The sequence below is a fragment of the Winogradskyella ludwigii genome (assembly GCF_013403985.1).
In the GTDB taxonomy this organism is placed as follows: Bacteria; Bacteroidota; Bacteroidia; order Flavobacteriales; family Flavobacteriaceae; genus Winogradskyella; species Winogradskyella ludwigii.
The window spans coordinates 147,928-173,277 of sequence record NZ_JABFDF010000007.1 but is presented as its reverse complement, the minus strand read 5'-3'; the positions used below and the strand labels follow the sequence as shown (position 1 = coordinate 173,277).

Below are 25,350 nucleotides of genomic sequence, written 5' to 3'. Positions count from 1 at the left end.
CATAACTGTCATTTTAATGATGAAAGTTTTCAGTCAAGCTTCAATAAGTGTTAATAGAAATTACCATAATTAAAACTTCAAAAAAATATAATTATGAGAAATAACTTAATAAGGTTAATGTTATTGTTATTAGTAATTCCTGCCTTTAGCCAAACAAATAAAGTGTCAGTTTTAAAAGCTGATGACGGAATGAAATTGGTAGTTAATGGTGAAGATTTTATGATTAACGGTATGAATTGGGGTTATGTGCCAATTGGTACTAATTATAACTACAGTTTATGGAAACAATCTGATGATGTTATAAAAGCGGCATTAGATGCGGAAATGGGATTGTTGCGAAACATGGGCGTAAATGCAATTAGACAGTACACAGGTATTCAGCCTAAATGGATCACGTATATCTATGAAAACTATGGTATCTATACTATGCTTAATCATTCATTTGGACGATATGGTTTAACTATCAATGGTAGTTGGGTTCCTGTTACAGATTATAGAGATGATGCAACTCAAAAAATATTAATGTCTGAAATCACTGAATTATCAAAGACTTACAAGGATACTCCTGGATTATTAATGTTTCTATTAGGAAATGAAAATAACTACGGTTTGTTCTGGGCTGGTTCAGAAACTGAGGATTTTCCGGATGAAGAAGCTAAAAGAAAAGAAGTTGGTGAAAAACGTGGGAGACCAATGTATAAGCTCATGAATGATGCTGCAATTAAAATGAAGGAAATCAATTCTTCTATTCCAGTAGCTATTTGTAATGGAGATGTTTTGTTCATTGATATTATTGCCGAAGAATGTAAAGACGTAGACATATATGGAACAAACATGTATCGTGGTGTCTCTTTCGGTGATGCATTTCAAGTAGTTAAAGAAAAATTAAATAAACCAATACTGTTTACTGAGTTTGGAGCTGATGCTTTTAACGCTCTTGAAAACCAAGAAGATCAAAAATCTCAAGCGTTTTATATGGTAAATAACTGGAAAGATATTTATGAGAATGCTGCAGGTTTAGGAAAAGCTGGAAATGCTATTGGTGGTTTTACATTTCAATTTAGTGACGGTTGGTGGAAATTTGGTCAAACCAAAAACTTAGATGTTCATGATAATAATGCATCATGGGCTAATGGTGGTTACTACTTAGATATGAAGGATGGAAGTAACAATATGAATGAAGAATGGTTTGGAATTTGCGCTAAAGGACCAACAAATGAGAGAGGGCTATATACATTATATCCACGTGCAGCATATTACACCTTAAAAGAAGCACATCAATTAAATCCTTATGATGAGGATATGACTAATGATTTTATTGGAAATTATTTTTCTAATATTAATTTAATGGATGGTGTTTTAAGAGCTAGGGGAGATAAAGCATTACTAGGTGGTAATGATTCTCAAAAAATAAGAATTAGTAGACTTACTGCAGAGTATTCTACATTTAGTACTGGAGGAAGTTTAATTACAACACCAGATAACATAGATGAGGATTCAGATGCTTACCCAAATCAATTAGGGTTTGATCATATGGAATCTTATTTTATTGGTATTGAAGCTAATCCTGCTGCTAATATGAGAGCCAATGTAAACTTTAACGTTGTTGGTAATGTAGCAGGAAATCCTATAGATGAAATTTTTTATGAAAACAGATCTAGAGCAGTAACCGTAAATTCGGATGACGGTGAAGTAACGCTTACAGATGTAAATAGAGTGAACATATATGATGCTGAATTTGAGTGGAATGCTAAAGACTTTGATTTAAGAGGTTTTTACCGTACAGGTCATTATCATTGGGCTTATGAAGGCGATTTTTTCAACCTATATCCAGAAGCAAATTATGGACCAAACTTAGATATTTATGGTGGTGAAATTCTAGGATTAGAAATTGATGGAAAAGGTGATTTAGATGGTTTAAAAGCGGCTTTTGGTCCTCAACTTTGGTGGGGAGCAAATCCAACAGCTTTACTTAAGTACAGTCGTAAGGTTGGAAAATGGGATATGACTGGTGTTTACCATAGAGACCTTCAAACGTCACTTAAATTTGATGAAAATGGACAACGTATATTGGATGCAAATCAAGTTAGTAGTGGTATAATTCCTGCATGGCCAACCGAGAGAGCAACAATAGCTATAGAAAGAGATTTTGGTAAGTTCGGAATTACTGCTGGAGCTATTTGGGCAGGAAGTCCTTTAAATGGTAGTTCATTTCAAGATGTAACTGGCAGTTCAGGAAACTATACGGTTTATGAAGATAAAGTGACGAGTAAAGATAATTGGGGTGGAAAGGCCAAAATTACATTTCAAAGTGGAAAAATAAATGCTTATGCTCAAGGTGCTGTTATGGGGCTGGTTGCTAATGCAGGAGCAGACCAAACACAAACATTTACTGGTTGGAAATTAAAAGATAACGGAAGTGGAAACCAATCTAATATCCTTGCAGGATTTACATATACAGTTGGAGATTTTCAAATTGCGCCTAATTTCTTATGGCAAAAACCATTAGTAGATGCAATGCCAAGTGATGTTGAAGCTCCGGGAAGATTAAGAAATGTAATTTCAGATCCATTTGCTGTTAGAGGTAATAGAGAAACTACGGCAGGTGAAATGTTAATTACTTTCGATCCTACACCAGGAACATGGATGTACGAATGGGATAATGATCGTTCTGAAGACGCTAAATTCGCAATGAATCTTGGTTTTGTTTATCGTCACCTTCCTACACAGCAAGATGCACATATTGGTTTCTTAGCTAATCGACAATTCTTTGCATTTGCAGAGTCTGCACCAGCAGAAGATTTATGGGAGGCAAGCACAAGAATGGTTTCTAAGTTAACTCCAAATCTAGGGCTTATTGGAAATTTCTACTATGGTAACGGTCAGGCAAATGGTGATAGTGACAGATTGATTAAGAGATTTGGTGGAGATGTAAGAATGATTTATAATAATATGAAAGTTGAAACACATGTCAAAATTAATGATTGGGGACCTTTTGATTACCATAAAGATTTTAACCTAACGTATCCAGTACAGTTAATGCTAGATGTTTCTACGTCATTAGGAAAACCAGATTGGTTCATCTTACCAAGTACTAGAGTTGGTATAAGAGGAACTTGGCGTTCACTTGATGCTAATTCGCCAAGATATTCTCCTTTGGCAGCATCAGAATTTGAAGTTGCACCTATAAGTCCTGTTGGGTTCCCTGACGGTTCGGAATGGGAGATTAGAACGTATGTGCATATTAATATTGGAAAATAAAAAAAGCGAAAAATGAAAAATAAAAGATTAATTAAAATTAAAAGAGCATTCGTTTTAGGGTTGGTTTTAACACTAACATTAGGATGTGAAAGAGATCTTACTGATGATGCTGTACCTGCAACTTTCGCAAAGGTTGGTCAAGTATTTATTGATGACTTTATATCTATGGGAAGTAATTTTTATTTTCCTTTTGAAGGTTCAAAATTAGATGCATTCTCAGTAGACACTGAAGAAGGTTATGATAGCTCATCGTCTTACCGTATAGATGTACCTAATTCAAATGACCCAACAGGTAATTATGCAGGTGCTATTTTAAGAATAGATGGAGCCGGAAGAGATTTATCTGGGTATGACGCATTAACATTTTGGGCAAAAGCATCTCAAGGAGTTAGTGTAGATGCTGTTGGTTTTGGACAGGATTTTTTAGAAAACAAATTTCAGGTCAATGCTAGTGATTTAAGTGTAGGAACTAACTGGGCAAAGTATACAATCCCTATTCCCGATCCTTCTAAATTAACAGAAGAGCGTGGTGTGTTTTGGTATGCTGCAGGTACACAAGCAACAGGTGGTTCCGGTTATGTGGTTTGGTTCGATGATATTCAATTTGAAAACCTTGGAACAGTAGCTCAACCAAGACCAGCAATTTTATTTGGTAACAATCAAGCTGAGGAAACTTTTACAGGTGCAACAATTGAATTAACAGGTCTTACACAAACCTATCATTTAGCGTCTGGTATTGATCAAACAGTAGAAGCAGCACCAAATTATTTTGCTTTTACATCTTCAAATATTAGTGTTGCAACAGTCAATGAATTAGGAGTAGTTTCAATAGTTGGTGGTGGTGAAGCAATAATAACGGCCACTCTAGATGGAGTAGATGCGGATGGATCTTTAAATATTACATCTTTAGGTAGTTTTAGTCCAGCTCCGGTGCCTACCGTAAATGCCACGAATGTTATTTCAATTTTTAGTGACGCTTATACAAACGAACCTGTAGACTATTACAATGGGTATTGGGCTCCTTATCAAACCACACAAGGCCAGGATGATATTGAGGTTGATGGTGATAATATTATAAAATATACAGAACTTAACTTTGTTGGAGTTCAATTTGCTGTAGATGTATCAACGATTGATGTATCTCAAATGACGCATTTTCATGTAGATATTCAAGTGCAAGGTAATATTGGCTCAGGAGATTATTTACAAGTCAAACTTCAGGATATTGGAGCAGACAATGCGTTTGGTGGTACTGATGATTCTGCAGACCAATTAACATTAACTAATACGACTTTAGTAGCAGATAATTGGGTGAGTATAGATGTTCCAATCTCAGATTTTGCTGCTTTAACAAGTAGATCAAATTTGGCTCAAGTGGTATTTATTTCTGACGCAACGATTACAGATGTTTTTGTAGATAATATATATTTTTATGAATTATCTGCGGTGCCTTCTGAGGCAGCACCTACACCAACTTTACCAGAAGCTAACGTAATTTCAGTTTTTAGTGATGCTTATGCTAATGTAGCAGGTTCTGAATTAAACCCTGATTGGGGACAAGGTACTGTAGTTACACAAGAATCTGTTGTAGGTAATAATACGTTAAAATATGCAGGCTTAGATTATCAAGGTCTTCAATTGGGTACTACCCAAGATGTATCTGGAATGACGCATTTGCACATCGATTATTTCACAGCAAACTCTACAGCACTCAATGCTTTTTTAATAAGTTCTGGGCCAGTTGAGAAGGCTAAAGCTCTAACAGTGCCTACAACTTCTGGTTGGGTAAGTTTAGAAATTCCATTAGCTGATTTTAATCCTGTAGATCTTGCAGATATTATTCAATTAAAATTTGATGGAAATGGGGATGTTTACTTAGATAACATTTATTTCCATAATTAAAATCAGAAAATTAAAAATATTTAAAAACAAATTAATATGGGATCATCAATAAAGAACAAATTATCTATAACAGTATTTTTATTTACTGTTGTTACATTAGTTACATTTATTAGTTGCTCAACTGATGAGACACAAACAGTAACAAACTTAACAAGTTTAACTATGTCTGACGAGTTTAATGCGCCAGGTACGCCAGATCCTACAATTTGGGGTTACGATATTGGTACAGGTCAAAATGGTTGGGGAAATAATGAATTACAATATTACACAGACCGTTCAGAGAATATTATAGTAGAAGATGGCATGCTTAAATTTACAGTGCGTCAAGAATCTTTTGAAGGCTCTAACTATACTTCGGCTAGAGTATTAACTAGAGGTAAATTCGAACAAAAACACGGACGTTTTGAAGCTAGAATACAATTACCTTGGGGACAAGGCATTTGGCCAGCGTTTTGGTTGTTGGGTGATGATAGTAATGGTACAGAAGTTTGGCCACAGATTGGTGAAATAGATATCATGGAAAATCGAGGGCAAGAGCCAACTTTAGTAAGCGGGGCAATTCATGGTCCTGGTTATTCAGGAGGAGAATCAATTTTTAAATCTTATGAATTAACAAACGATCGTTTTGATACTGGTTTTCATGTTTTTGGTGTTGAATGGGGAGAGAATTATATCAATTATTATGTAGATGATGTTCTTTATAATCAAATTACACCAGCAGATGTTCCAGGAGAATGGGTATTCAATGATGATTTTTATATCATTATGAATGTTGCCGTAGGAGGAGGATTTGTTGGGTCACCGACAGATTCTACTGTGTTTCCTCAAGAAATGCTTGTAGACTATGTGAGAGTTTACCAATAAAATATAAATAATTATTAGTGTTATTTGATTAATGCATTTAAATAACACAAACTTTTTGTAAAATTTAAGATTAGAAATATTGAAATTACCAATGACTAAAAACGCCATTTATATAGGAAATAAATTAGCTTCAAATGATGAGTTTGAAGTGAAAGGAGAGCTTGTTTCACTTCATAACGAAGACTATTACAAAATCTCTAATAGTGATAAAATGAGACCGTTTTTTATGAGTCTTGTTAGCAATTCTAACCACTGGATGTTTATTTCAAGTAATGGAGCATTAACTGCCGGAAGAAAAGATGCCAATAATGCATTGTTTCCATATTACACAGATGATAAGATAACGGAATCATTAGAGACTACAGGCAGTAAAACCATAGTTCAGGTTCATAAAGATGATAAAACCTTTTTATGGGAACCGTTTTCAGATCGCTATCAAGGTGTTTATACAACAAATCGAAATCTTTACAAAAACAGCTATGGTAACAAGGTGCTTTTTGAAGAAGTAAATGAAGATTTAGGATTGACATTTCAATACCAATGGAACACTAGTGATCAGTTTGGTTTTGTGAGAAGAGCTTACGTTCTAAACAACAGTAATGAAAAAGTTGAGATAACTATTTTAGATGGAATTCAAAATATTCTGCCATACGGTTTAACGTCAGTTTTTCAAAACTCTACAAGTAATTTAATTGATGCCTACAAAAAGTGTGAATTAGAAGCAGATTCTGGAATGGGAATTTTTGCTTTGAGTGCAATAATTGTTGATAAAGCAGAACCAAGTGAAGCCTTAAAGGCGAATACCGTTTGGTTTTCAGGATTAGACAATCCAAAACATTTAATATCGTCTTTGCAGTTAAATGCTTTTAGAAATGGTAAAGCTATTTCACAAGAAATAGATATTAGAGCAGAAAAAGGAGCCTACTTTATATCTAAAGATTTAAGTCTAGAACCAAATAGCGAAAAGAGTTGGATGTTTGTTGCAGATGTTAACCAAACGATAAGTGCTATAAATAATATTTCAGAAAAAATTAAAAGTAATACAAATCTTGAAACGCTTATTCAAGACGATATAGATGCTGGCACCAAGAATCTTTTAGAGTTAGTAGGAGCTTCAGATGGCATTCAATTAGGTGATGACCAATTAAGAAATACAAGACATTTTGCAAACACACTTTTCAATATTATGAGAGGTGGAATTTTTGATGATGATTATAAAATCGAAAAAGAAGATTTTGTAATATATATAGCTAAGGCTAATAAAAAAGTATCTAAAAGCAAAGAAGCTATTTTAAATAATTTGCCTAAGCTTTTCAATGTAGATTTTATCAAAAATATTGCAGACAACGATGATGATAGCAATTTTAAAAGATTGTGCTACGAATATTTACCATTAAAATTTAGTAGAAGACATGGAGATCCAAGCAGACCTTGGAACAAGTTTTCAATTAATACAAGAAGTGAAATAGACGGTTCTAAAATTCTAGATTACGAAGGCAACTGGAGAGATATTTTTCAAAATTGGGAAACATTAGCACATTCATATCCAGCCTTTATGGAGGGCATGATCCATAAGTTTTTTAACGCAACAACTTTCGAAGGTTACAATCCATACAGGGTTACAAAAGATGGCTTTGATTGGGAGGCTATTGAACCTGATGACCCATGGTCTTACATTGGATATTGGGGCGATCATCAAATTATATATTTGTTGAAGTTTTTAGAATTTATTGAAAAGCATTACCCCAAAAAATTAGCAAACAGTTTTACGCAAGATGTCTTTGTGTATGCAAACGTTCCTTATAAGATTAAGAGCTATCAAGATACTTTAAATAATCCTAAAGACACGATTGATTTTGATTACGAATTGCATGATAAAATTAATGTTGTAAAAGAAAGATTAGGAGCAGATGGTGCTTTATTGCGTGATAAAAATTACTTCATTCATAAAGTTAACTTAATCGAAAAATTATTAGCAACCGTTTTAGCTAAAGTTTCTAATTTTATTCCAGAAGGTGGTATTTGGTTAAATACACAACGACCAGAATGGAATGATGCCAACAATGCTTTAGTTGGTAATGGAGTGTCCATGGTAACGTTATATTACCTGAGGCGATTCATCAATTTCTTTGAAAGTATTGTTGAAAAATCTTCAGAAACAGAATATAATCTTTCAATAGAATTAAAAACGTTCTTTGATGCTGTGGTTTCAACACTTCTTACTAATGAAAACGTATTATCTGGAAAAGTATCAGATAAAGAACGTAAAACAATCTTAGACGGTTTAGGATCTGCTGGAAGTGATTACAGATTAAAAATCTATGAAGCAGGATTTACGAGTGATAAAAAAGCAATTTCAAAAGCTGATTTACTAGAGTTTTTCAACGTATTAAAACACTATTTAGATCATACTATTAAAGCCAACAAGAGAACAGATAACTTATATCACGCTTATAATCTAATGACTGTTGAAAATGATGCGGAAGTATCTATTTCATATTTGCCAGAAATGTTAGAAGGCCAAGTGGCTGTTCTAAGTTCTGGTTATTTAAAACCAAAAGAAGCTTTAGAATTATTAGACGGATTAAAAGCAAGTGCGTTGTTTAGAGAAGATCAATACAGTTACATTTTATATCCTAATAAACAATTATCTCGTTTTGTAGATAAAAATAATATTCCATCTCAATCTGTTGAGAAGTCTAAATTGCTGAAGCAGCTTATTGCAGATAATAATACGCAGCTCATTGAGAAAGATGCAACTGGTCAATTTCATTTTAATGGTAATTTTAATAATGCAGAGAGTTTAAAAGCAGCTTTAAATCAATTGCCAGAAGGAAAATATGATGCCTTAATTAAAGCTGAAAAGTCATTGTTGTTAGATGTTTTTGAAGAAATGTTTAACCATAAATCTTTTACAGGTCGTTCAGGAACTTTCTACGGTTATGAAGGTTTAGGGTCTATCTATTGGCATATGGTTTCTAAGTTGTTATTAGCAGTACAAGAAAATTGTTTGTTAGCTGTAAATACTAATGAAAGTAAAGCAACTATAGGCGGATTATTAGAGCATTACTACGAAATTAATGAAGGTATTGGGGCACACAAATCACCAGAGTTATATGGTGCATTTCCAACAGATCCATATTCTCACACACCAGGCGGAAAAGGAGCTCAACAACCAGGAATGACTGGTCAAGTTAAAGAAGATGTGTTATGTCGTTTTGGGGAATTAGGTGTTTTTGTTGAAGACGGAAAATTATTTTTTAATCCAAGACTTTTAAGAACTGAAGAATTTTTAAGTGAACAAAAAGATTTCACCTTTACAAATATCAATAAAGAACTAAAAACAATTCAATTAGAAAAAGGCGCACTTTGTTTTACGTATTGTCAAGTGCCAATCATTTATAAAAAGGATGGTGATAATAATATAACCGTTTTATTTAATGATGGATCTGTCACAAAGTTTGATACCCTAAAATTAGATGAGACTATAAGTGATAAAATTTTTAATCGTACAGGTGAAGTGAATCAAATTATAGTGTCATTGAAGAAGTAATTAATAACGGTCAACATGAGTAAGAGGTTAAAATTAGTGCTGTCCGTTTTTTTAATGCTCTTGGTGTTTTCATGTAATGATGCTAAAAAGGCAGTTGGCAACGAAAAAACTATAAAAGAACAACAAATTGTGAATGCAAAAGAGATATTAGGAAATCCAGAGTATTTGGCAATTTCTTACGGTGGTTATAGAGAAAAACAGAGAGAAGTACAACCCACAATCTCGGAACTTAAAGAAGATCTGAGAATCCTAAGTGCTATGGGGATTAAAGTACTTAGAACTTATAATGTTCATTTCGATCAAGCAGCAAATCTCTTAAAAGCAATTGACCAATTAAAGGCTGAAGATTCAACCTTTGAAATGTATGTTATGCTCGGTATTTGGATTGATTGTAAAAACGCATTCAATTGGGAAAACGGAGAGCCAGACCATAATCAAGAAAGTGAACGGAACCCTGTTGAGGTAAAAACGGCTATAGAATTAGCAAAACAATATCCAGATATCGTTAAGGTTCTGGCTGTTGGAAATGAAGCTATGATAAGATGGGCAACCAGTTATTACGTAGAACCATGGATTATTTTAAAATGGGTAAATCATCTTCAAGATTTAAAACAAAAAGGTGAATTGCCTCAAGATTTATGGATTACCAGTTCAGATGATTACACATCTTGGGGAGGTGGTGATGAAAGTTACCACACTGAAGATTTAGTGAAATTGGCGCATGCTGTAGATTATATTTCTATGCATACGTATGCATATCACAATTCTCACTATAATCCAGAATTTTGGAAAGTTCCTGAAGCAGAAGAAAGTTTATCTGATAAAGAAAAGATTGATGCAGCAATGCTACGAGCATTAGAATTTGCAAAAGTTCAGTACAATAGTGTTTCAAGTTACATGAAAAGTATTGGTATTAATAAACCTGTACATATTGGAGAAACAGGTTGGGCGTCTATTTCTAGTGGTCACTATGGAAAAAATGGATCAAGAGCAAGTGACGAATACAAACAAGGACTATATTTTAATCTTTTACGTGAATGGACCAATAAAGAAAAAATTTCGGTATTCTATTTTGAAGCCTTTGATGAACAGTGGAAAGATGGCACAAATGATTTAGGTTCAGAAAATCACTTTGGTTTAATTAATTTAAAAAGTGAAGCGAAATATCCATTATGGAATATGGTAGATCAAGGATTTTTTAATGGTTTAACAAGAGACGGAAAACCAATTACAAAAACCTATGATGGTAATATTGATGAATTAATGAAAGATGTATTAGTGCCCAATACAGACTATCCTAGACAGTAGTTTTTTACAAAATAGGTAGGTGTAGCTATTGTTTCGCTGTTTATTTCATCGAAACAAGGTTAATAATGAATAAGTAGTTGCATTTAATGAAGTATAGGTATTACGATAAATGCGCAATAAAAATAAACACATGAAAATATCAAGAAATAGCATATTGGTGCTCTTAATTTTTACTGTAATGAGTTGTACTACCCCAAAAAAAGAAATTAAAAGCTTAATTGTTGAGGTTTATGAAACTTCAGAAAGTGGAAACAAACTCACTAGAATTACTGAATTTTCTAAAGTAGATTCCTCTGCAGTAATTAAGATTTTACCAGAACAGAAATTTCAAACAATAACTGGTTTTGGTGGCTCATTCACGGAATCATCAGCATACCTATTAAACAAGCTTAGTCAAAAAAATAGAGATACAATTCTTCGAGCTTATTTTTCTAATGAAGGTGCACGTTATTCATTAACGAGGACACATATCGCTTCTTGTGATTTTTCATTAAACAATTATACGTATGCACCAGTTGCGGATGATATGGAGTTAACAAGCTTCAATATAGATGAAGATCGTAACGATTTAATTCCAATGATTAAAGATGCTCAAGCAATTTCAAAAGAGGGATTTAAGATTATTTCTTCACCTTGGACATCGCCACCATGGATGAAGGATAATAAAGAATACGTCGGAGGAAAATTATTACCTAAATATTACGACTCTTTTGCGCTTTATTTTTCTAAATACTTAGAAGCTTATAAAGCTGAAGGAATTAATATTTGGGGTTTAACACCCGTAAATGAACCTCACGGAAACGGAAATAATTGGGAAAGCATGCATTTTTCACCAGGAGAAGAAACGGATTTTGTGCAAAATCACTTAGGCCCAAAATTAGAGGCTGATGGATTTGGAGAAGTCAATATTCTAGGATACGACCAAAACAGAGCAGGATTAAAAGAATGGGTAGATGTAATGTATGCTACAGAAGCATCTTCTAAATATTATGATGGTACTGCCATTCATTGGTACGAGAGTACTTATGATTTCTTTCCAGAAGATTTACAGTATGCACATAGCAAAGCACCAAATAAATATTTAATAGAAACCGAAGGTTGTGTCGATTCTGAAATTCCTAAATGGCAAGATGATGCGTGGTATTGGAAAAAAGAAGCGACAGATTGGGGTTGGGATTGGGCTTCAGAAAAGGATAAACATTTACACCCTAAATATGCACCTGTTAATAGATACGCGAGAGATATTATAGGTTGTTTAAATAACTGGGTAGACGGTTGGGTAGATTGGAATATGGTACTCGATAAACAAGGTGGTCCAAATTGGTTTAAAAACTGGTGTGTAGCTCCAGTGATTGTAGACACGGATAACGATGAGGTTTACTTTACTCCATTATACTATACTATGGCACACTTTAGTAAATACATAAGACCAGAAGCTAAAGTTATTGGTGTAGATAAAACAGATGATGCACTTATGGTTACTGCTGCTAAAAATCCTGATGGATCAATTGCTGTTGTCGTGTTTAATGAAGGAGATGTCGCAAAAAACTTTGTTTTATCATTGGATGAAAAAAATGTAGCTATTAAAATTAATGGGAAAGCCATACAAACAATTTTAATACCAAATAAATAACAAAAACTATGTCAACGTCAAGTTCTTCTTCAAAAGTACCAATGAGCAAAAAGATTGCTTTTGGATTAGGCATGTTGGCTAATCAAATGTTTCCTGCCGCTTTAGGAATTTTTATGGTGGTGTTGGTTAAGGATTTAGGTTTCCCGACTTGGATGTGGGGAATTTTATATTTCTTACCTCGAATTTTCGATTCTATTACAGATCCAATAATGGGTTTTATTTCTGATAATACAAGATCTAAATGGGGAAGACGACGCCATTATGTATTCATTGGTGCCGTAATTATGGGGATTTCATTTGCATTAATGTGGCAATTGCATAGAGAGAATAGTCTCGATTATAATTTTTGGTATTATTTAATTTGGTCGTTAGTATTCTATCTTGGTTTAACCATTTTTAGTGTGCCTTACGTTGCTATGGGTTATGAAATGAGTGATGACTTTCATGAACGGACTAGTATTATGGCTGTATCGCAATGGATTGGACAATGGGCTTGGGTGCTTGCACCATGGCTATGGGTTATTATGTACGATCCTGCTTGGTTTGAGTCTGGTGATGTAGCAACGCGGACTTTAGCAATTTGGGTCGCTATTATTTGTGCACTTTTAGCAATGGTTCCTGCGTTATTTATTAAGGATGAGTCTACGCTTAATGATAAAAGTTTAGTGCCATTAACCATGAAAAATATTGGAAGTAGTTTAAAGGAAATCGTTAAAGGTTTTCAGGAAGCTTTCAAGATAGTACAATTTAGAAAATTATGTATTTCAACGTTCTTTATTTTTAATGCCTTTAATACGGTTGCAGCATTCTCTTTTTTCATCATTGTATATTATTTATTTAATGGAGATGCAGGTGCGGCTTGGATTTGGCCAACATTATTTGGAAGTATTGGTGCATTGATTACAACATTCTTAGTTATTCCTGTAGTGGCTAAGATGTCTAAGAAAATGGGTAAAAAGAATGCCTTTTTAGTATCTCAAGGGATTTCGATTATCGGTTATATTTTACTTTGGTTTCTATTTATTCCAGGTAAACCTTATATGTTTCTATTGGCGTTACCATTTTTCTCTTTTGGAATTGGTGGTTTATTTACGCTTATGATGTCTATGACAGCTGACGTTTGCGATTTAGATGAACTTAATTTTGGACAAAGACGTGAAGGTATTTTCGGAGCTATTTACTGGTGGATGGTGAAATTTGGTTTTGCTATCGCTGGTGGTTTAAGTGGTCTAATTATGTATTTGGTAGATTTTACGCCAGATGCACCTACGCAACCCGAAGGAGCTGTTTTTGGGTTAAGAATTTTCTTTTCTGTTTTTCCAATTGTTGGAACAGCCATTGCGATGTATGTGATGCGTAATTATGATCTCACAGAAGAACGTGCTTTAGAAATTAGTAAAGAATTAGATAATAGAAAAACTAAAAAGAAAATGATGGGCTTATCATCCTCTCATGGTATAGGTAATTTTTTGTCGATATTAAATAACACAATTAAACTAGAAGATTATAAACAAGTAGACTTTAGTAATCTTAAGCCAGAAGAAGTTAAGAAACTTTATAAGAAACGATTGAATGCTAAATTACATGGTTTAAGCTTTAGTCCTTATGTAGAAGGCCAAGATACGGACGATATTTTATCAGAAACTCAAATACGTCGTCGTATGAATATTATTTCTCCGTATACCAATTGGGTAAGAGCATTTTCTTGTACGGAAGGTAATGAGCTAATCCCAAAAGTAGCTCATAAAAAGGGATTAAAGTCTATTGTAGGCGCTTGGATTAGTAATGATAAGGAAAGAAACGAAAGAGAGATAGAAGCATTAATAAAACTTGCAAAATTAGGACATGTAGATATTGCCGCCGTTGGTAATGAGGTATTACTTCGTGGCGAAATTACAGAGGAAGAATTAATAACTTATATCAAAAGAGTTAAGGAAGCATTATCAGGATTACAGATTCCTGTAGGCTATGTAGATACATACTACGAATATTATAAACGTCCTGAATTAGTTGAAGTTTCAGATGTGATTTTAGCGAATTGTTATCCGTTTTGGGAAGGCTTCAGTATCGATGATTCCTTAGATTATCTAAGACAAATGCATGCAATAACCAAGGAGGTTTCAAAAGGAAAACAAGTGATAATTGCAGAAACAGGTTGGCCAAGTCAAGGTCAAACAGTAGAGGATGCACATCCATCGCAACTAAATGCCATGAAATATTTTATTCAAACTCAAGAATGGGCAAATTCTAAAGGTGTAGAAATCTTTCATTTCTCTTCATTTGATGAGTCTTGGAAAGTTCGTTTTGAGGGAGAATTAGGTGGACGTTGGGGAATTTGGGATAAAAATGAAAAACTAAAGTTTTAAAAGCTTAAAAATCAACCATACAATAACACAACATTAACACAACATAGTAAAAATAATGACGAAAAATAATAATTAAAAAATACTTGAATGCTTTTGTTTTGTTGAGATACCGAGTATCAACCATGTAGAGTTACGATATCGTAATAGTTGTATGTTTTTTGTTGTGGTTAAATTATTCAATACTCAATATTTAATATGTAAATTTATAAAAACGCAATTTTAACCTGTAAAAACTAAGAATAATTAATATAAACTTTAAAAACAATGATTATGAAAAAATTTACTTTTTTATTTATGATGCTAACAGTAGCATTAGGTTACTCGCAAGGGCCGTCAGACAATGCAGCAACACCACCAACGAGAGATGCAGTCGATGTTATTTCAATTTTCAGTGGGGAATACACGGATGTAGCAGGTTCGGATTTTAATCCAAATTGGGGTCAATCTGGTTTCGGTGTAGCAAATACTGCTTTTGACCCAGGTACTGGAAACCTAGTTTTAGGTTATCCTACTTTTAATTATCAAGGAGTTCAGTTTGGAAGCGCTCAAAATGTAGCAGCTATGGAGTTTTTGCATGTTGATATTTGGATAGATGGTACATTTAATCCTAATGTATTTGTAATTAGTTCAGGAGGAGAAATTGCTCACCCAATAACAAATGCAGGTTCAGGTACGTGGACAAGTGTAGATATTCCTGTATCAGGAATTACTGGTGACACATCAAATGCTATTCAATTTAAGTTTGACAATGGTAATGGATCTTCTGATGGGATTTATGTAGATAACTTATATTTTTGGAAAAATCCAACGGCACCTGGATCAGATGCAACTTTAAGTGATTTACAAATTGATGCTTCAACAATTAGTGGTTTTAGTTCTGGTGTTTTTGATTACACTTATGGTTTAGCTCCTGGAATAACAGATATTCCTCAAATTACTGCTGCGACTTTAACAGATGCAACAGCAACATCTGTAACTATAACTCAAGCTACTGTACTTCCTGGTGATGCAACGGTTGTGGTTGTTTCACAAAATGGAATGTTTACAGAAACCTATACTGTTTCGTTTATTTTCGAAGGTCCTCCTTCAGCGGCAACAGATCCAATAGCTAGAAATGCTTGGGATGTTATTTCTTTGTATAGTGATGCTTATACGGATGTTGCAAGTACGTTTGATGCAGGTTGGTGTGGTTTTTCTTCAGTTGAAGAAGTTATGGTTTTTGGTAATCCAACTCAAAAATACTTAAATAATGCTTGTCAAGGAATCGTATTAGACACAGCTGTAGATGCTAGTGCTTTTAATACTGCTGCTGGCACTAATTTACATGTTGACGTATACATAGAAGCTGGTACAGATTTAGTTTCTTCTGTTTTTAATTTGAAATTTGTAAACCAACCAGGTGGTGCAGCATTCGAAATTAATTTAAATGCTGGTTCTTCTCCTGCTTTAGTAGCTGGTAGTTGGATGTCAATTGATATCCCTGTGGATTTAACAACTTTCACTGGTTTTAAGGAGTTTGGTATCACTTCTAATCTTCCTAGTAAAGTTTGGTATGATAACTTATATGTGTATAGAGCACCTACGTTAAGTACTAACGAATTTGAATTAGAAAATGTTAGTGTATATCCAAACCCAACAAATTCAGTTTGGAATATTAAAACAATTAATCAAAACATTAGTTCAGTGCAAGTTTTTGATATCTTAGGAAAACAAGTTCTTACTTTAAATCCTAATTCTTTTGAGGTTACACTTGATGCTTCAGAATTAAATAATGGAATTTATCTAGCTAAGATTGTATCTGCAAATAGAACTAAAACAATAAAACTGGTTAAAAACTAGTTTAAATAATTTTTATTACTAATATTAAAGAGCGTATATTATACGCTCTTTCTTGTTTATATAAAAGATTTAAAATAATGACAACACTTAAAGAATTAGCAGCACTTTTAAATATATCAATTTCTACCGTTTCCAAAGCTTTAAATGATAGTCATGAGATAAGCGAAAACACCAGAATTCGGGTAAAAGAATTAGCCACAAAGTTAAACTACAAACCCAATAGAATAGCGCAGCAATTAAAAACTAATACATCTAAAACTATTGGTGTTATACTCCCAACGGTTACCAATCCGTTTTTTGCTGAGGTATTACACGGTATTGAAATGGCAGCTACAAATAATGATTATGATATTATTGTTTGTCTGTCTAACGAAACCTTACATAAAGAAAAACGAAGTCTCGATTTGTTATCTAACGGAAGTGTAGATGGTTTTATAATGGCCGTAGCTAGAGAAAGCCAAGTGACAAAGCAAACCGACCATATTAAGGATGTTATAGAAAGTAAGCTACCTGTTTTAATGTTCGATCGTGTTGTGGATGATATCGAATGTAATAAAGTTATAGTTGATGATTTTCAATCTGTTTATGACGCCGTAGAACATTTAATTGTAAATGATAAACGTAAAAATATTCTTTTGGTAAGTAATATTGAAGAATTAAGTGTTGGTCAATTAAGAATTAGTGGATATACTAAAGCCTTAGAAGATCATAATTTGAAACCTAATATTTTAAAATTAGATCACGCAGTAGATGTTGATGTTGAGAAAAAAATATACAAATATTTAAAAGCTAACCCAACAATTGATGCTATTCTATCTATAGACCATGTTACAGGAATAGTTGCTATTAACATGGCGAAAAAAATAGGAAGAGAAATTCCTAAAGATTTGTCAGTAGTTGGTTTTGGTTATGAGCATACGCAATTATTATCAAGTCCTAAAATTTCAATTATCCATCAGAAGGCTCATAGAATAGGAGAGATGTCTACGCAATTGTTAATAGATAGTTTAAAAGGAGAAAATCATAAACTTCAAACTATAGTGGTTCCTAGTGAACTTCAATTGAGTGAGTCTTCGAACTAAATCTCAATTTTGAGCATAAAAAAAGCCTGATTTTCATCAGGCTTTTTTGTGTTTGTAAAATGAGGAAATTACATTCCTTTTACTTTATTTACAGCATCTGTACCTTTAGCTTTAGCCGCATCTATAGCGTCTTGACCTTTAGTTTTTGCTGCATCAACTGCATCTTTACCTTTTTCTTTAGCTGAATCTACTGCACTATTAGCAGCATCTTTAGCGCTATCTACTGCATTTCCAGCAGCATCCTTAGCACCTTCAACAGCATCACTTGCAGCTCCTGTAGCACTTTCAACGGCGTCACCTGTAGCGTCAACAGCATCATTGGCAGCACCTTCTATAGCATCACCAGCTTCTTCCATAGCATCACCTGCAGAATCAACAGCATCTTCCATAGCGTCACCAGCATCTTCTAATGCATCTCCTGTAGCATCAGCAGCTCCTTCCATAGCGTCAGTAGCTTTGTCAGCAGTTTCTCTACAAGATGTAAATGATAATCCTAATACAGCAACTAGTGCTAAACTTAATACAACTTTTTTCATTTTAATAGTTTTAGTGTTAATTTATGTTAATATGCGAAAATACTAATTTCAATGAATCTTTAATATGTTTTATTCATTTATTCATCGTATTGGTGTTCTATATACGTTGCGCATAGGGATTTGGATGTTGTTGGTGTCACTTTTTTTTAATTAAAAATCGAAAGTAAAGCTGATGTCTTCAATATTGAATTTATATTTACAAAGAGGAACTTTCATAATAAATTAATAAAATGAATTTAAAATCTAATTCTAAACAAATACTTTTCATTGCTTTTTTGTGCTTATCAATTCTAGGATTTTCTCAAACCAATAGAAAAGAACAAAAAATTATAAAAGCAGTAGATGCACATTCTGAGGATGCTATTAATTTAATTAAAACAGCAGTTAATATTAATAGTGGGACTATGAATTTTGAAGGTGTGAAAGAAGTGGGCAGGCTATTTCAAAAAGAACTCGATAAATTGGGTTTTTCAACGCAATTAACTAATGGTGATGCTTATGGTAGAGCAGGACATTTAATAGCGACTAGAAAAGGAAAAAAAGGACCAAAGTTTTTAATGATAGGTCATTTAGATACCGTTTTCGAATTGGAAAGTCCATTGCAAGAATATACTATGCTCAACGATTCTATAATAAAAGGACCTGGAGTTGCAGATATGAAAGGTGGAGATGTTATTATCATTTTGGCTATGCAAGCTTTAAAGGAAGCAGGAGTTTTAGATGACATGTCTATTGAAATTATAATGACAGGTGATGAAGAGAAAAGTGGTTCACCCTTAGAATTGTCTAAGAAAGATTTGATTGATGCTGCAAAACGTGCAGACATAGCTTTGGGTTTTGAAAATGGTGATAATAACCCAAAAACAATTGTGGTGTCTCGAAGGGGTTCTACAGATTGGAAAATTAAAGTAACAGGTAATCCTTCCCATTCATCTCAAATTTTCACAGAAGAAATTGGTGCAGGAGCCATTTATGAAACGTCTAGGATTTTAAATGAATTTTATCTTCAACTCGCAAAAGAAAAGGATTTAACTTTTAATCCAGGGTTTATTATTGGCGGCACCACATTAAATCCTGATGGAGATAGCACTGGAGGTCATGCTTTCGGAAAAACAAATGTAGTATCTCAAGAAACAATTGTTCGTGGAGATTTAAGAGCTGTGTCTTTAAATCAATTGACAAAAGCTAAAGCAACTATGAAAAAGATTGTATCAGAGAATTACCCTAAAACGAATGCGGAACTTATTTTTTCAGCAGGTGGCTATCCACCTTTAACTTTAACAGAAGGCAATACTAAATTATTAAACTATTTTAATACGGTTAGTCAAGATTTAGGCTTCGGATCTGTAACGGCCGTAAACCCAAGAAATGCAGGTGCTGCAGATATTTCCTTCACATCAGGATTTGTAGATATGGCTATCGATGGTTTAGGGCTTACAGGTGGAGGTGGAGATCATACTGTTAATGAATCAGGGAATTTAAATACCGTAGCAAGACAAGCAAAAATAACCGCTGTTTTGATGTATCGATTAGTGAATTTAAAACTATAAAACATTAAAATATGTAGTGCTAAAGCTTTATTAATGAGGTTGTAAATCTTGTAAGGAAATAGTTGATTAGCAGATTAATTATCTAAATAATCCATAATCTGAAGTACAGCACCTGTGTTAGAATCAATATAGGATTTCGTAATGTTTCCTTGCTTGTTTCGCAATACATTGTCTGTGATTAACGCGTTTAAAGTGGAGTTAAAAGCGGTAGGACTTGCAATACTTGTAACTCCACCTAATTCAATTAAGGTTTTAGCCTCAAGAAATTTGTCGTAATTCTTGCCAATAAGAATCGGAATCCCAAAAACTGCAGGTTCTAATATATTGTGTAAGCCTGTTGTGCCAGCTCCGCCACCAACATATGCAATATTGGCATAACTGTAAACTTTACTTAAATAGCCAATGGTATCTAAAATAAAGACATTGTAGTCTGCTAAATTTTCATTTTTAGTTAACTCAGAATAACAGATCGTTTTTACTTTTAATTGCGTTTTAAGTGAAGCAATATAATTCGGCTTTATATTATGAGGTGCAATTACAAACTTTACATTTTTGTTTGTATTCGTATTAATAAAATCAAGATATAATTTATCGTCATCTGGCCAAGAACTTCCAAAAACCACACATAATTTGTCGTCTTTAAACGCTTCAATAAAAGAAACAGAATTATTTGTTTTTAGTTGATTCGAAACACGGTCAAAACGAGTATCTCCAGAAACAGAAACTGAATTATAACCAATACCATCCAATAATAATTTCGAGTTTTCGTCTTGTGTAAAAATATGTTTGAAACCAAATAAAGCAGATGTTATATAACTGCCATACCATTTAAAAAATGCTTGGTCTTTACGGAATACAGCAGAAATTAAAATGGCGTTTAAATCACGTTTTTTAATTTCATTTAAAAAGTTTGGCCAGATTTCATATTTCACAAATAAGATATAATCTGGATTAACAAGATCTAAAAAACGTTTAGCGTTAACTGTCGTATCCAATGGAAGGTAAACCACAACATCTGCGATTTCTGCATTTTTTCGGACTTCATATCCAGAAGGAGAAAAGAATGACAATACCACTTTGTAATTTGGATGTTTAGCCTTTAAAGCCTCGAAAACGGGTAAGCCTTGCTCGTATTCTCCAAGAGAAGCAGAGTGAAACCAAAATGTTTTATCTTCTGGTTTTATAACTTTTTTTAATTCTGAAAAAGTGATTTTTCTACCATCGTTACCTTGTTTCAATTTAGTGTTGAAAAAGCCTAAGATATATAAGACAAAACGAGCAATATAAATTCCTATGGAATAGAGTCCTTTCAAAAATAAAGATTTGTGCTAAAATACATTTCTTTCATTTAATTGCATTGCCATAGCGCTTACATTTTTGTATTTTCGTTGAACTCATCTTGACTTTTTGTTTTTAACCGAAAATGATATAGAATATTTATAGATAGAGCTATTTTTGAGGTGCATAGCATTGTTAATTATAAGGAAATAGCTAAAACATAAACTTGTTTTATCCGTTTTATAGGAAATAGAATAAATGCTTATGAGTTTACATGAAGCTTCATGCTTTTTATTTATACACTAAAATGTAGTCTTTAGAATGAAAAAAATTCAAATGGTTGACCTTCAGAGTCAATACGCAAAAATAAAAGATGTTGTAGATCCTTCAATCGCTGAAGTGATGGAAAGTGCAGCATTTATAAATGGCCCCAAAGTTCATCAATTTCAAAAAAACCTTGAAGAATATTTAGGAGTTAAGCACGTCATCCCTTGTGCTAACGGAACAGATGCATTACAAATTGCAATGATGGGTTTGGGTTTAAAACCTGGTGACGAGGTTATTACGGCAGATTTTACATTTGCAGCAACAGTTGAAGTTATTGCATTATTGCAATTAACTCCCGTGTTAGTAGATGTAGATCCTATTACATTTAATATTGATGTAGATGCTATTAAAAAAGCCATTACACCAAAAACAAAAGCCATTGTGCCTGTTCATTTATTTGGTTTACCAGCAGATATGGATGCTATAATGGATTTGGCAAAAGAACATAATTTATATGTGATCGAAGATAATGCGCAAGGTATTGGAGCAGATTATACGCATCGCGATGGTACTAAAACTAAAACCGGAGCAATAGGTCATGCAGCATCAACGTCATTTTTTCCTTCCAAAAATTTAGGTTGTTATGGAGACGGTGGAGCAATTTTCACTAACGACGATGATTTGGCTCACAAAATTCGAGGTATCGTAAATCATGGTATGTACGAAAGATATCATCATGATGTGGTTGGAGTCAATTCGAGATTAGATTCTATACAAGCAGCAGTTTTAGATGCAAAATTACCGCATCTTGATGAGTATAATACAGCAAGACGAAATACAGCTAGAAAATATAACGAAGCATTTAAAAATCATCCTAATATTACCATTCCTGGTGGTATAAGCGATTGCGAGGGTATATGCGATACTTGCGATTGTCACGTGTTTCACCAATATACACTAAACTTAATAGACATAGATCGTGATGCTTTAGTGGCACATTTACAATCTAAAAATATTCCTTGTGGAGTCTATTATCCAATTCCTCTACACCGACAAAAAGCGTATTTAGATGAACGCTATAACGAAGCTGATTTTGGTGTTACAAATCAGTTAGTTAAATCGGTAATGTCTTTACCAATGCATACGGAACTTGATGATGAACAAATTGAATGTATCACAACTACTGTGCTTAATTTTATAAATAGTAATTCTTAAATATGAAAATTTTAGTAACAGGAGGTTTAGGCTTTATTGGCTCGCACACCGTTGTAGAATTACAAAACGAAGGTTTTGAAGTCGTTATTATCGATGATTTATCTAATTCTTCAATAGAAGTTGTAGACGGTATTACCGCTATCACTAACAAAAAACCAATTTTTGAAAAGCTTGATTTGAAGGTAAAACTAGACGTTCAAGATTTTTTTAAGCGTCATAATGATATTATTGGAGTTATACATTTTGCGGCAAGTAAAGCTGTTGGAGAAAGTGTGGCAGAACCATTAATGTATTATGAAAATAATATTACTACGTTGGTTTACATGCTTCAGGAATTGTGTGGTTTAACTAAAAAGAATTTTATATTTAGTTCGTCTTGTACAGTTTATGGACAAGCTGATGAATTGCCAATTACAGAAAATGCACCTATAAAACCAGCTGAATCTCCATATGGAAATACCAAACAGATTGGTGAAGAAATTATAAGAGATACTTGTAAAGTAAATAGTGATGTTAATGCTATTGCTTTACGTTATTTTAATCCTATAGGAGCACATCCTTCGACCGAAATTGGTGAATTGCCCATTGGAGTACCACAAAATTTAGTGCCTTATATTACACAAACAGGTATTGGTATGCGAGAGCAACTTTCTGTTTTTGGAGGAGATTATCCAACATCAGATGGTACTTGTATTAGAGATTATATTCATGTGGTTGATTTGGCTAAGGCACATGTTATTGCTTTGCAACGCCTAATTGCAGGAAATAATGATTCTAATTTTGAATATTTTAATTTAGGAACAGGAACAGGAAGTACAGTTTTAGAAGCTATTCAATCTTTTGAACGTGTTTCTGGAAAGGCCTTAAATTATAAAATTGTCGATCGAAGAGAAGGTGATATTACAGCAGCTTACGCAGAAACATCAAAAGCTAATAATGTCTTAGGTTGGAAAACGGAATTGACATTAGATGATGCTATGGACTCAGCTTGGAAATGGGAACAAAAAATCAGAAACAAATAAATTTTTAGATATGAAAACTTTACTTAGAGTCTTAGTATTGCTCTGTACTATAACTGTTACGGCACAGGATACGTATTTGCATTGTGGAAAATTGATTGATACTAAGTCTGGTAAAGTTCTCAAGGAAAAAACAATTGTTGTATCGGGAAATAAGATTATATCGGTTGAAAATGGTTATGTTAATCCAACTGATGATAAAGACGCAGTCATAGATTTAAAATCTAAAACTGTAATGCCAGGATTAATTGATATGCATGTTCATATTGAAGGCGAAACCAATCCAAAATCGTACTTAGAAGAGTATACGTTGAATGATGCTGATGTGGCTTTCAACTCCGTAAATTATGCAAAAGTTACTTTGATGAGCGGTTTTACAACGGTTAGAGACTTAGGAGGTTCTGGGGTAAATGTATCTTTAAGAAATGCCATAAGCGCTGGAAAAATTGTTGGACCAAGAATCTTTACAGCAGAAAAGGCTTTAGGGACAACAGGTGGTCATGCAGATCCAACTAATGGTTATAAGAAAAGTATCGTTGGTAATCCTGGACCAAAAGAAGGTGTTGTAAATGGAGTAGAGGATGCCGTAAAAGCAGTGAGGCAACGTTACAAAAATGGAGCCGATTTAATTAAAATCACTGCAACTGGAGGTGTATTAAGTATGGCAAAAAGTGGTCAGAATCCACAATTTACAATCGAAGAAATCAAAGCCATTTGCGAAACAGCCAACGATTACGGTTTTCATGTGGCTGCACATGCGCACGGAGATGAAGGCATGCAACGTGCTATTTTAGGTGGTGTAAAAACAATAGAACACGGAACTTTGATGAGTGCAGAAACCATGGAACTCATGAAAAAACACGATGTTTATTTAGTACCAACCATTACTGCCGGAAAATTTGTTTCAGACAAAGCCAAAATTCCTGGATATTATCCCGAAATCATTGTGCCTAAAGCCTTAAATATTGGACCTAAAATTCAGGGTATGTTTGGTAGAGCTTATAAAGCAGGAGTTGGAATTGCATTTGGTACTGATGCTGCTGTTTTTTATCATGGAGATAACGGAAAGGAGTTTGGATATATGGTTGAAGCTGGTATGCCAGAAATGGAAACTATTCAAAGTGCGACTACAACGAATGCCATGTTGTTAAAAATGGAAACTGAAATAGGGCAAATAAAATCAGGTTTTATAGCCGATATTATTGCTGTAAATGAAGATCCTACAGCAACCATTTCTACAATGGAAAACGTCGTTTTTGTAATGAAAGATGGTGTTATTTATAAAAAATAGTCCGTTTTTATCTAATAATCGATTATTGTATCTACAATTGATGCTTAAACCAATTACGAATCTGCTAAAGGTTTTGTAGTCTGATTTTCAATATGATAATACTAAAAGGACTTAACGAGGTTTTAACGTCTATTCCTTGGGATTGGTTCTCATTCTTTGTTGCTTTGCAGTGAATGATAATTGAACAACATGAAATTGATTAGTATTAAAAGAGAGACCAGAATTGAAGGTCGTTTCACGAAAAAAATGGGAGCATTACAAACGAATGTTACCTACATCAAAAAACAATTTTTAAGTATTCCTTATAAGACAATTCACAAATATCGTGAAACTTACTATGGAGAAATTAAAGATTGTGAAGACTGCTTATTAGCACGATAAACACT

Annotated in this window: 16 protein-coding genes; 14 read left to right on the top strand and 2 right to left on the bottom strand. The window is 33.6% G+C overall.

The features are described 5' to 3' along the window. The first annotated feature begins 93 nt into the window (after nt 1–93). The 9 genes from HM981_RS15950 to HM981_RS15910 all read left to right on the top strand — a co-directional run bounded on the left by HM981_RS15950 (nt 94) and on the right by HM981_RS15910 (nt 17,808). The gene (locus HM981_RS15950; RefSeq protein WP_179339800.1) at nt 94–3,261 is read left to right on the top strand and encodes a glycosidase; all 3,168 of its coding nucleotides are present in this window, start codon (nt 94–96) and stop codon (nt 3,259–3,261) included. Between the two features lie 12 nt (nt 3,262–3,273). Continuing rightward, nucleotides 3,274–5,163, top strand: a complete 1,890-nt coding sequence (locus HM981_RS15945; RefSeq protein ID WP_179339799.1) for a glycosyl hydrolase family 16 — start codon at nt 3,274–3,276, stop codon at nt 5,161–5,163. 36 nt (nt 5,164–5,199) lie between these two features. Further along, a complete protein-coding gene (locus HM981_RS15940; protein WP_179339798.1) occupies nt 5,200–6,027 on the top strand; it encodes a glycoside hydrolase family 16 protein in 828 nt (275 codons plus the stop codon). A gap of 91 nt (nt 6,028–6,118) precedes the next feature. Continuing rightward, a complete protein-coding gene (locus HM981_RS15935; protein WP_179339797.1) occupies nt 6,119–9,580 on the top strand; it encodes a hypothetical protein in 3,462 nt (1,153 codons plus the stop codon). Between the two features lie 15 nt (nt 9,581–9,595). Then, nucleotides 9,596–10,888 (top strand): glycosyl hydrolase family 17 protein, encoded by a 1,293-nt coding sequence (locus tag HM981_RS15930; RefSeq protein WP_179339796.1) that lies wholly within the window; start codon nt 9,596–9,598, stop codon nt 10,886–10,888. A gap of 130 nt (nt 10,889–11,018) precedes the next feature. Next, nucleotides 11,019–12,521, top strand: coding sequence for a glycoside hydrolase family 30 protein (locus HM981_RS15925; RefSeq protein WP_179339795.1), 1,503 nt, complete (start codon nt 11,019–11,021; stop codon nt 12,519–12,521). A gap of 8 nt (nt 12,522–12,529) precedes the next feature. Next, nucleotides 12,530–14,887, top strand: a complete 2,358-nt coding sequence (locus HM981_RS15920) for an MFS transporter (RefSeq protein WP_246286321.1) — start codon at nt 12,530–12,532, stop codon at nt 14,885–14,887. Nucleotides 14,888–15,157: 270 nt separating this feature from the next. Beyond that, nucleotides 15,158–16,726, top strand: a complete 1,569-nt coding sequence (locus HM981_RS15915; RefSeq protein WP_179339794.1) for a T9SS type A sorting domain-containing protein — start codon at nt 15,158–15,160, stop codon at nt 16,724–16,726. Nucleotides 16,727–16,803: 77 nt separating this feature from the next. Next, entirely contained in the window at nt 16,804–17,808 is a 1,005-nt protein-coding gene (locus tag HM981_RS15910) for a LacI family DNA-binding transcriptional regulator (RefSeq protein ID WP_179339793.1), read from the top strand. A 68-nt stretch (nt 17,809–17,876) separates the two neighbouring features. On the opposite strand, the gene HM981_RS15905 is transcribed toward HM981_RS15910, so the two are convergent. Further along, nucleotides 17,877–18,344, bottom strand: coding sequence for a hypothetical protein (locus tag HM981_RS15905; RefSeq protein WP_179339792.1), 468 nt, complete (start codon nt 18,342–18,344; stop codon nt 17,877–17,879). 230 nt (nt 18,345–18,574) lie between these two features. On the opposite strand from HM981_RS15905, the gene HM981_RS15900 reads away from it, so the two are divergent. After that, nucleotides 18,575–19,894, top strand: coding sequence for a M20/M25/M40 family metallo-hydrolase (locus HM981_RS15900; RefSeq protein WP_179339791.1), 1,320 nt, complete (start codon nt 18,575–18,577; stop codon nt 19,892–19,894). A gap of 74 nt (nt 19,895–19,968) precedes the next feature. Here HM981_RS15900 and HM981_RS15895 read toward each other — a convergent pair whose 3' ends face one another. Further along, the gene (locus HM981_RS15895; RefSeq protein ID WP_179339790.1) at nt 19,969–21,207 is read right to left on the bottom strand and encodes a 3-deoxy-D-manno-octulosonic acid transferase; all 1,239 of its coding nucleotides are present in this window, start codon (nt 21,205–21,207) and stop codon (nt 19,969–19,971) included. A gap of 286 nt (nt 21,208–21,493) precedes the next feature. Here HM981_RS15895 and HM981_RS15890 point away from each other — a divergent pair, with 286 nt between their 5' ends. From HM981_RS15890 to HM981_RS15875, 4 genes are all read left to right on the top strand, one after another. Next, nucleotides 21,494–22,654: a DegT/DnrJ/EryC1/StrS family aminotransferase gene (locus HM981_RS15890; protein WP_179339789.1), complete on the top strand. Its 1,161-nt coding sequence runs from the start codon at nt 21,494–21,496 to the stop codon at nt 22,652–22,654. 2 nt (nt 22,655–22,656) lie between these two features. Continuing rightward, the gene (galE, locus tag HM981_RS15885; RefSeq protein ID WP_179339788.1) at nt 22,657–23,676 is read left to right on the top strand and encodes a UDP-glucose 4-epimerase GalE; all 1,020 of its coding nucleotides are present in this window, start codon (nt 22,657–22,659) and stop codon (nt 23,674–23,676) included. A 10-nt stretch (nt 23,677–23,686) separates the two neighbouring features. Next, nucleotides 23,687–24,964, top strand: coding sequence for a metal-dependent hydrolase family protein (locus HM981_RS15880; RefSeq protein WP_179339787.1), 1,278 nt, complete (start codon nt 23,687–23,689; stop codon nt 24,962–24,964). A gap of 189 nt (nt 24,965–25,153) precedes the next feature. Next, nucleotides 25,154–25,345: a hypothetical protein gene (locus HM981_RS15875; RefSeq protein ID WP_179339786.1), complete on the top strand. Its 192-nt coding sequence runs from the start codon at nt 25,154–25,156 to the stop codon at nt 25,343–25,345. The last annotated feature ends 5 nt before the right edge of the window (nt 25,346–25,350 follow it).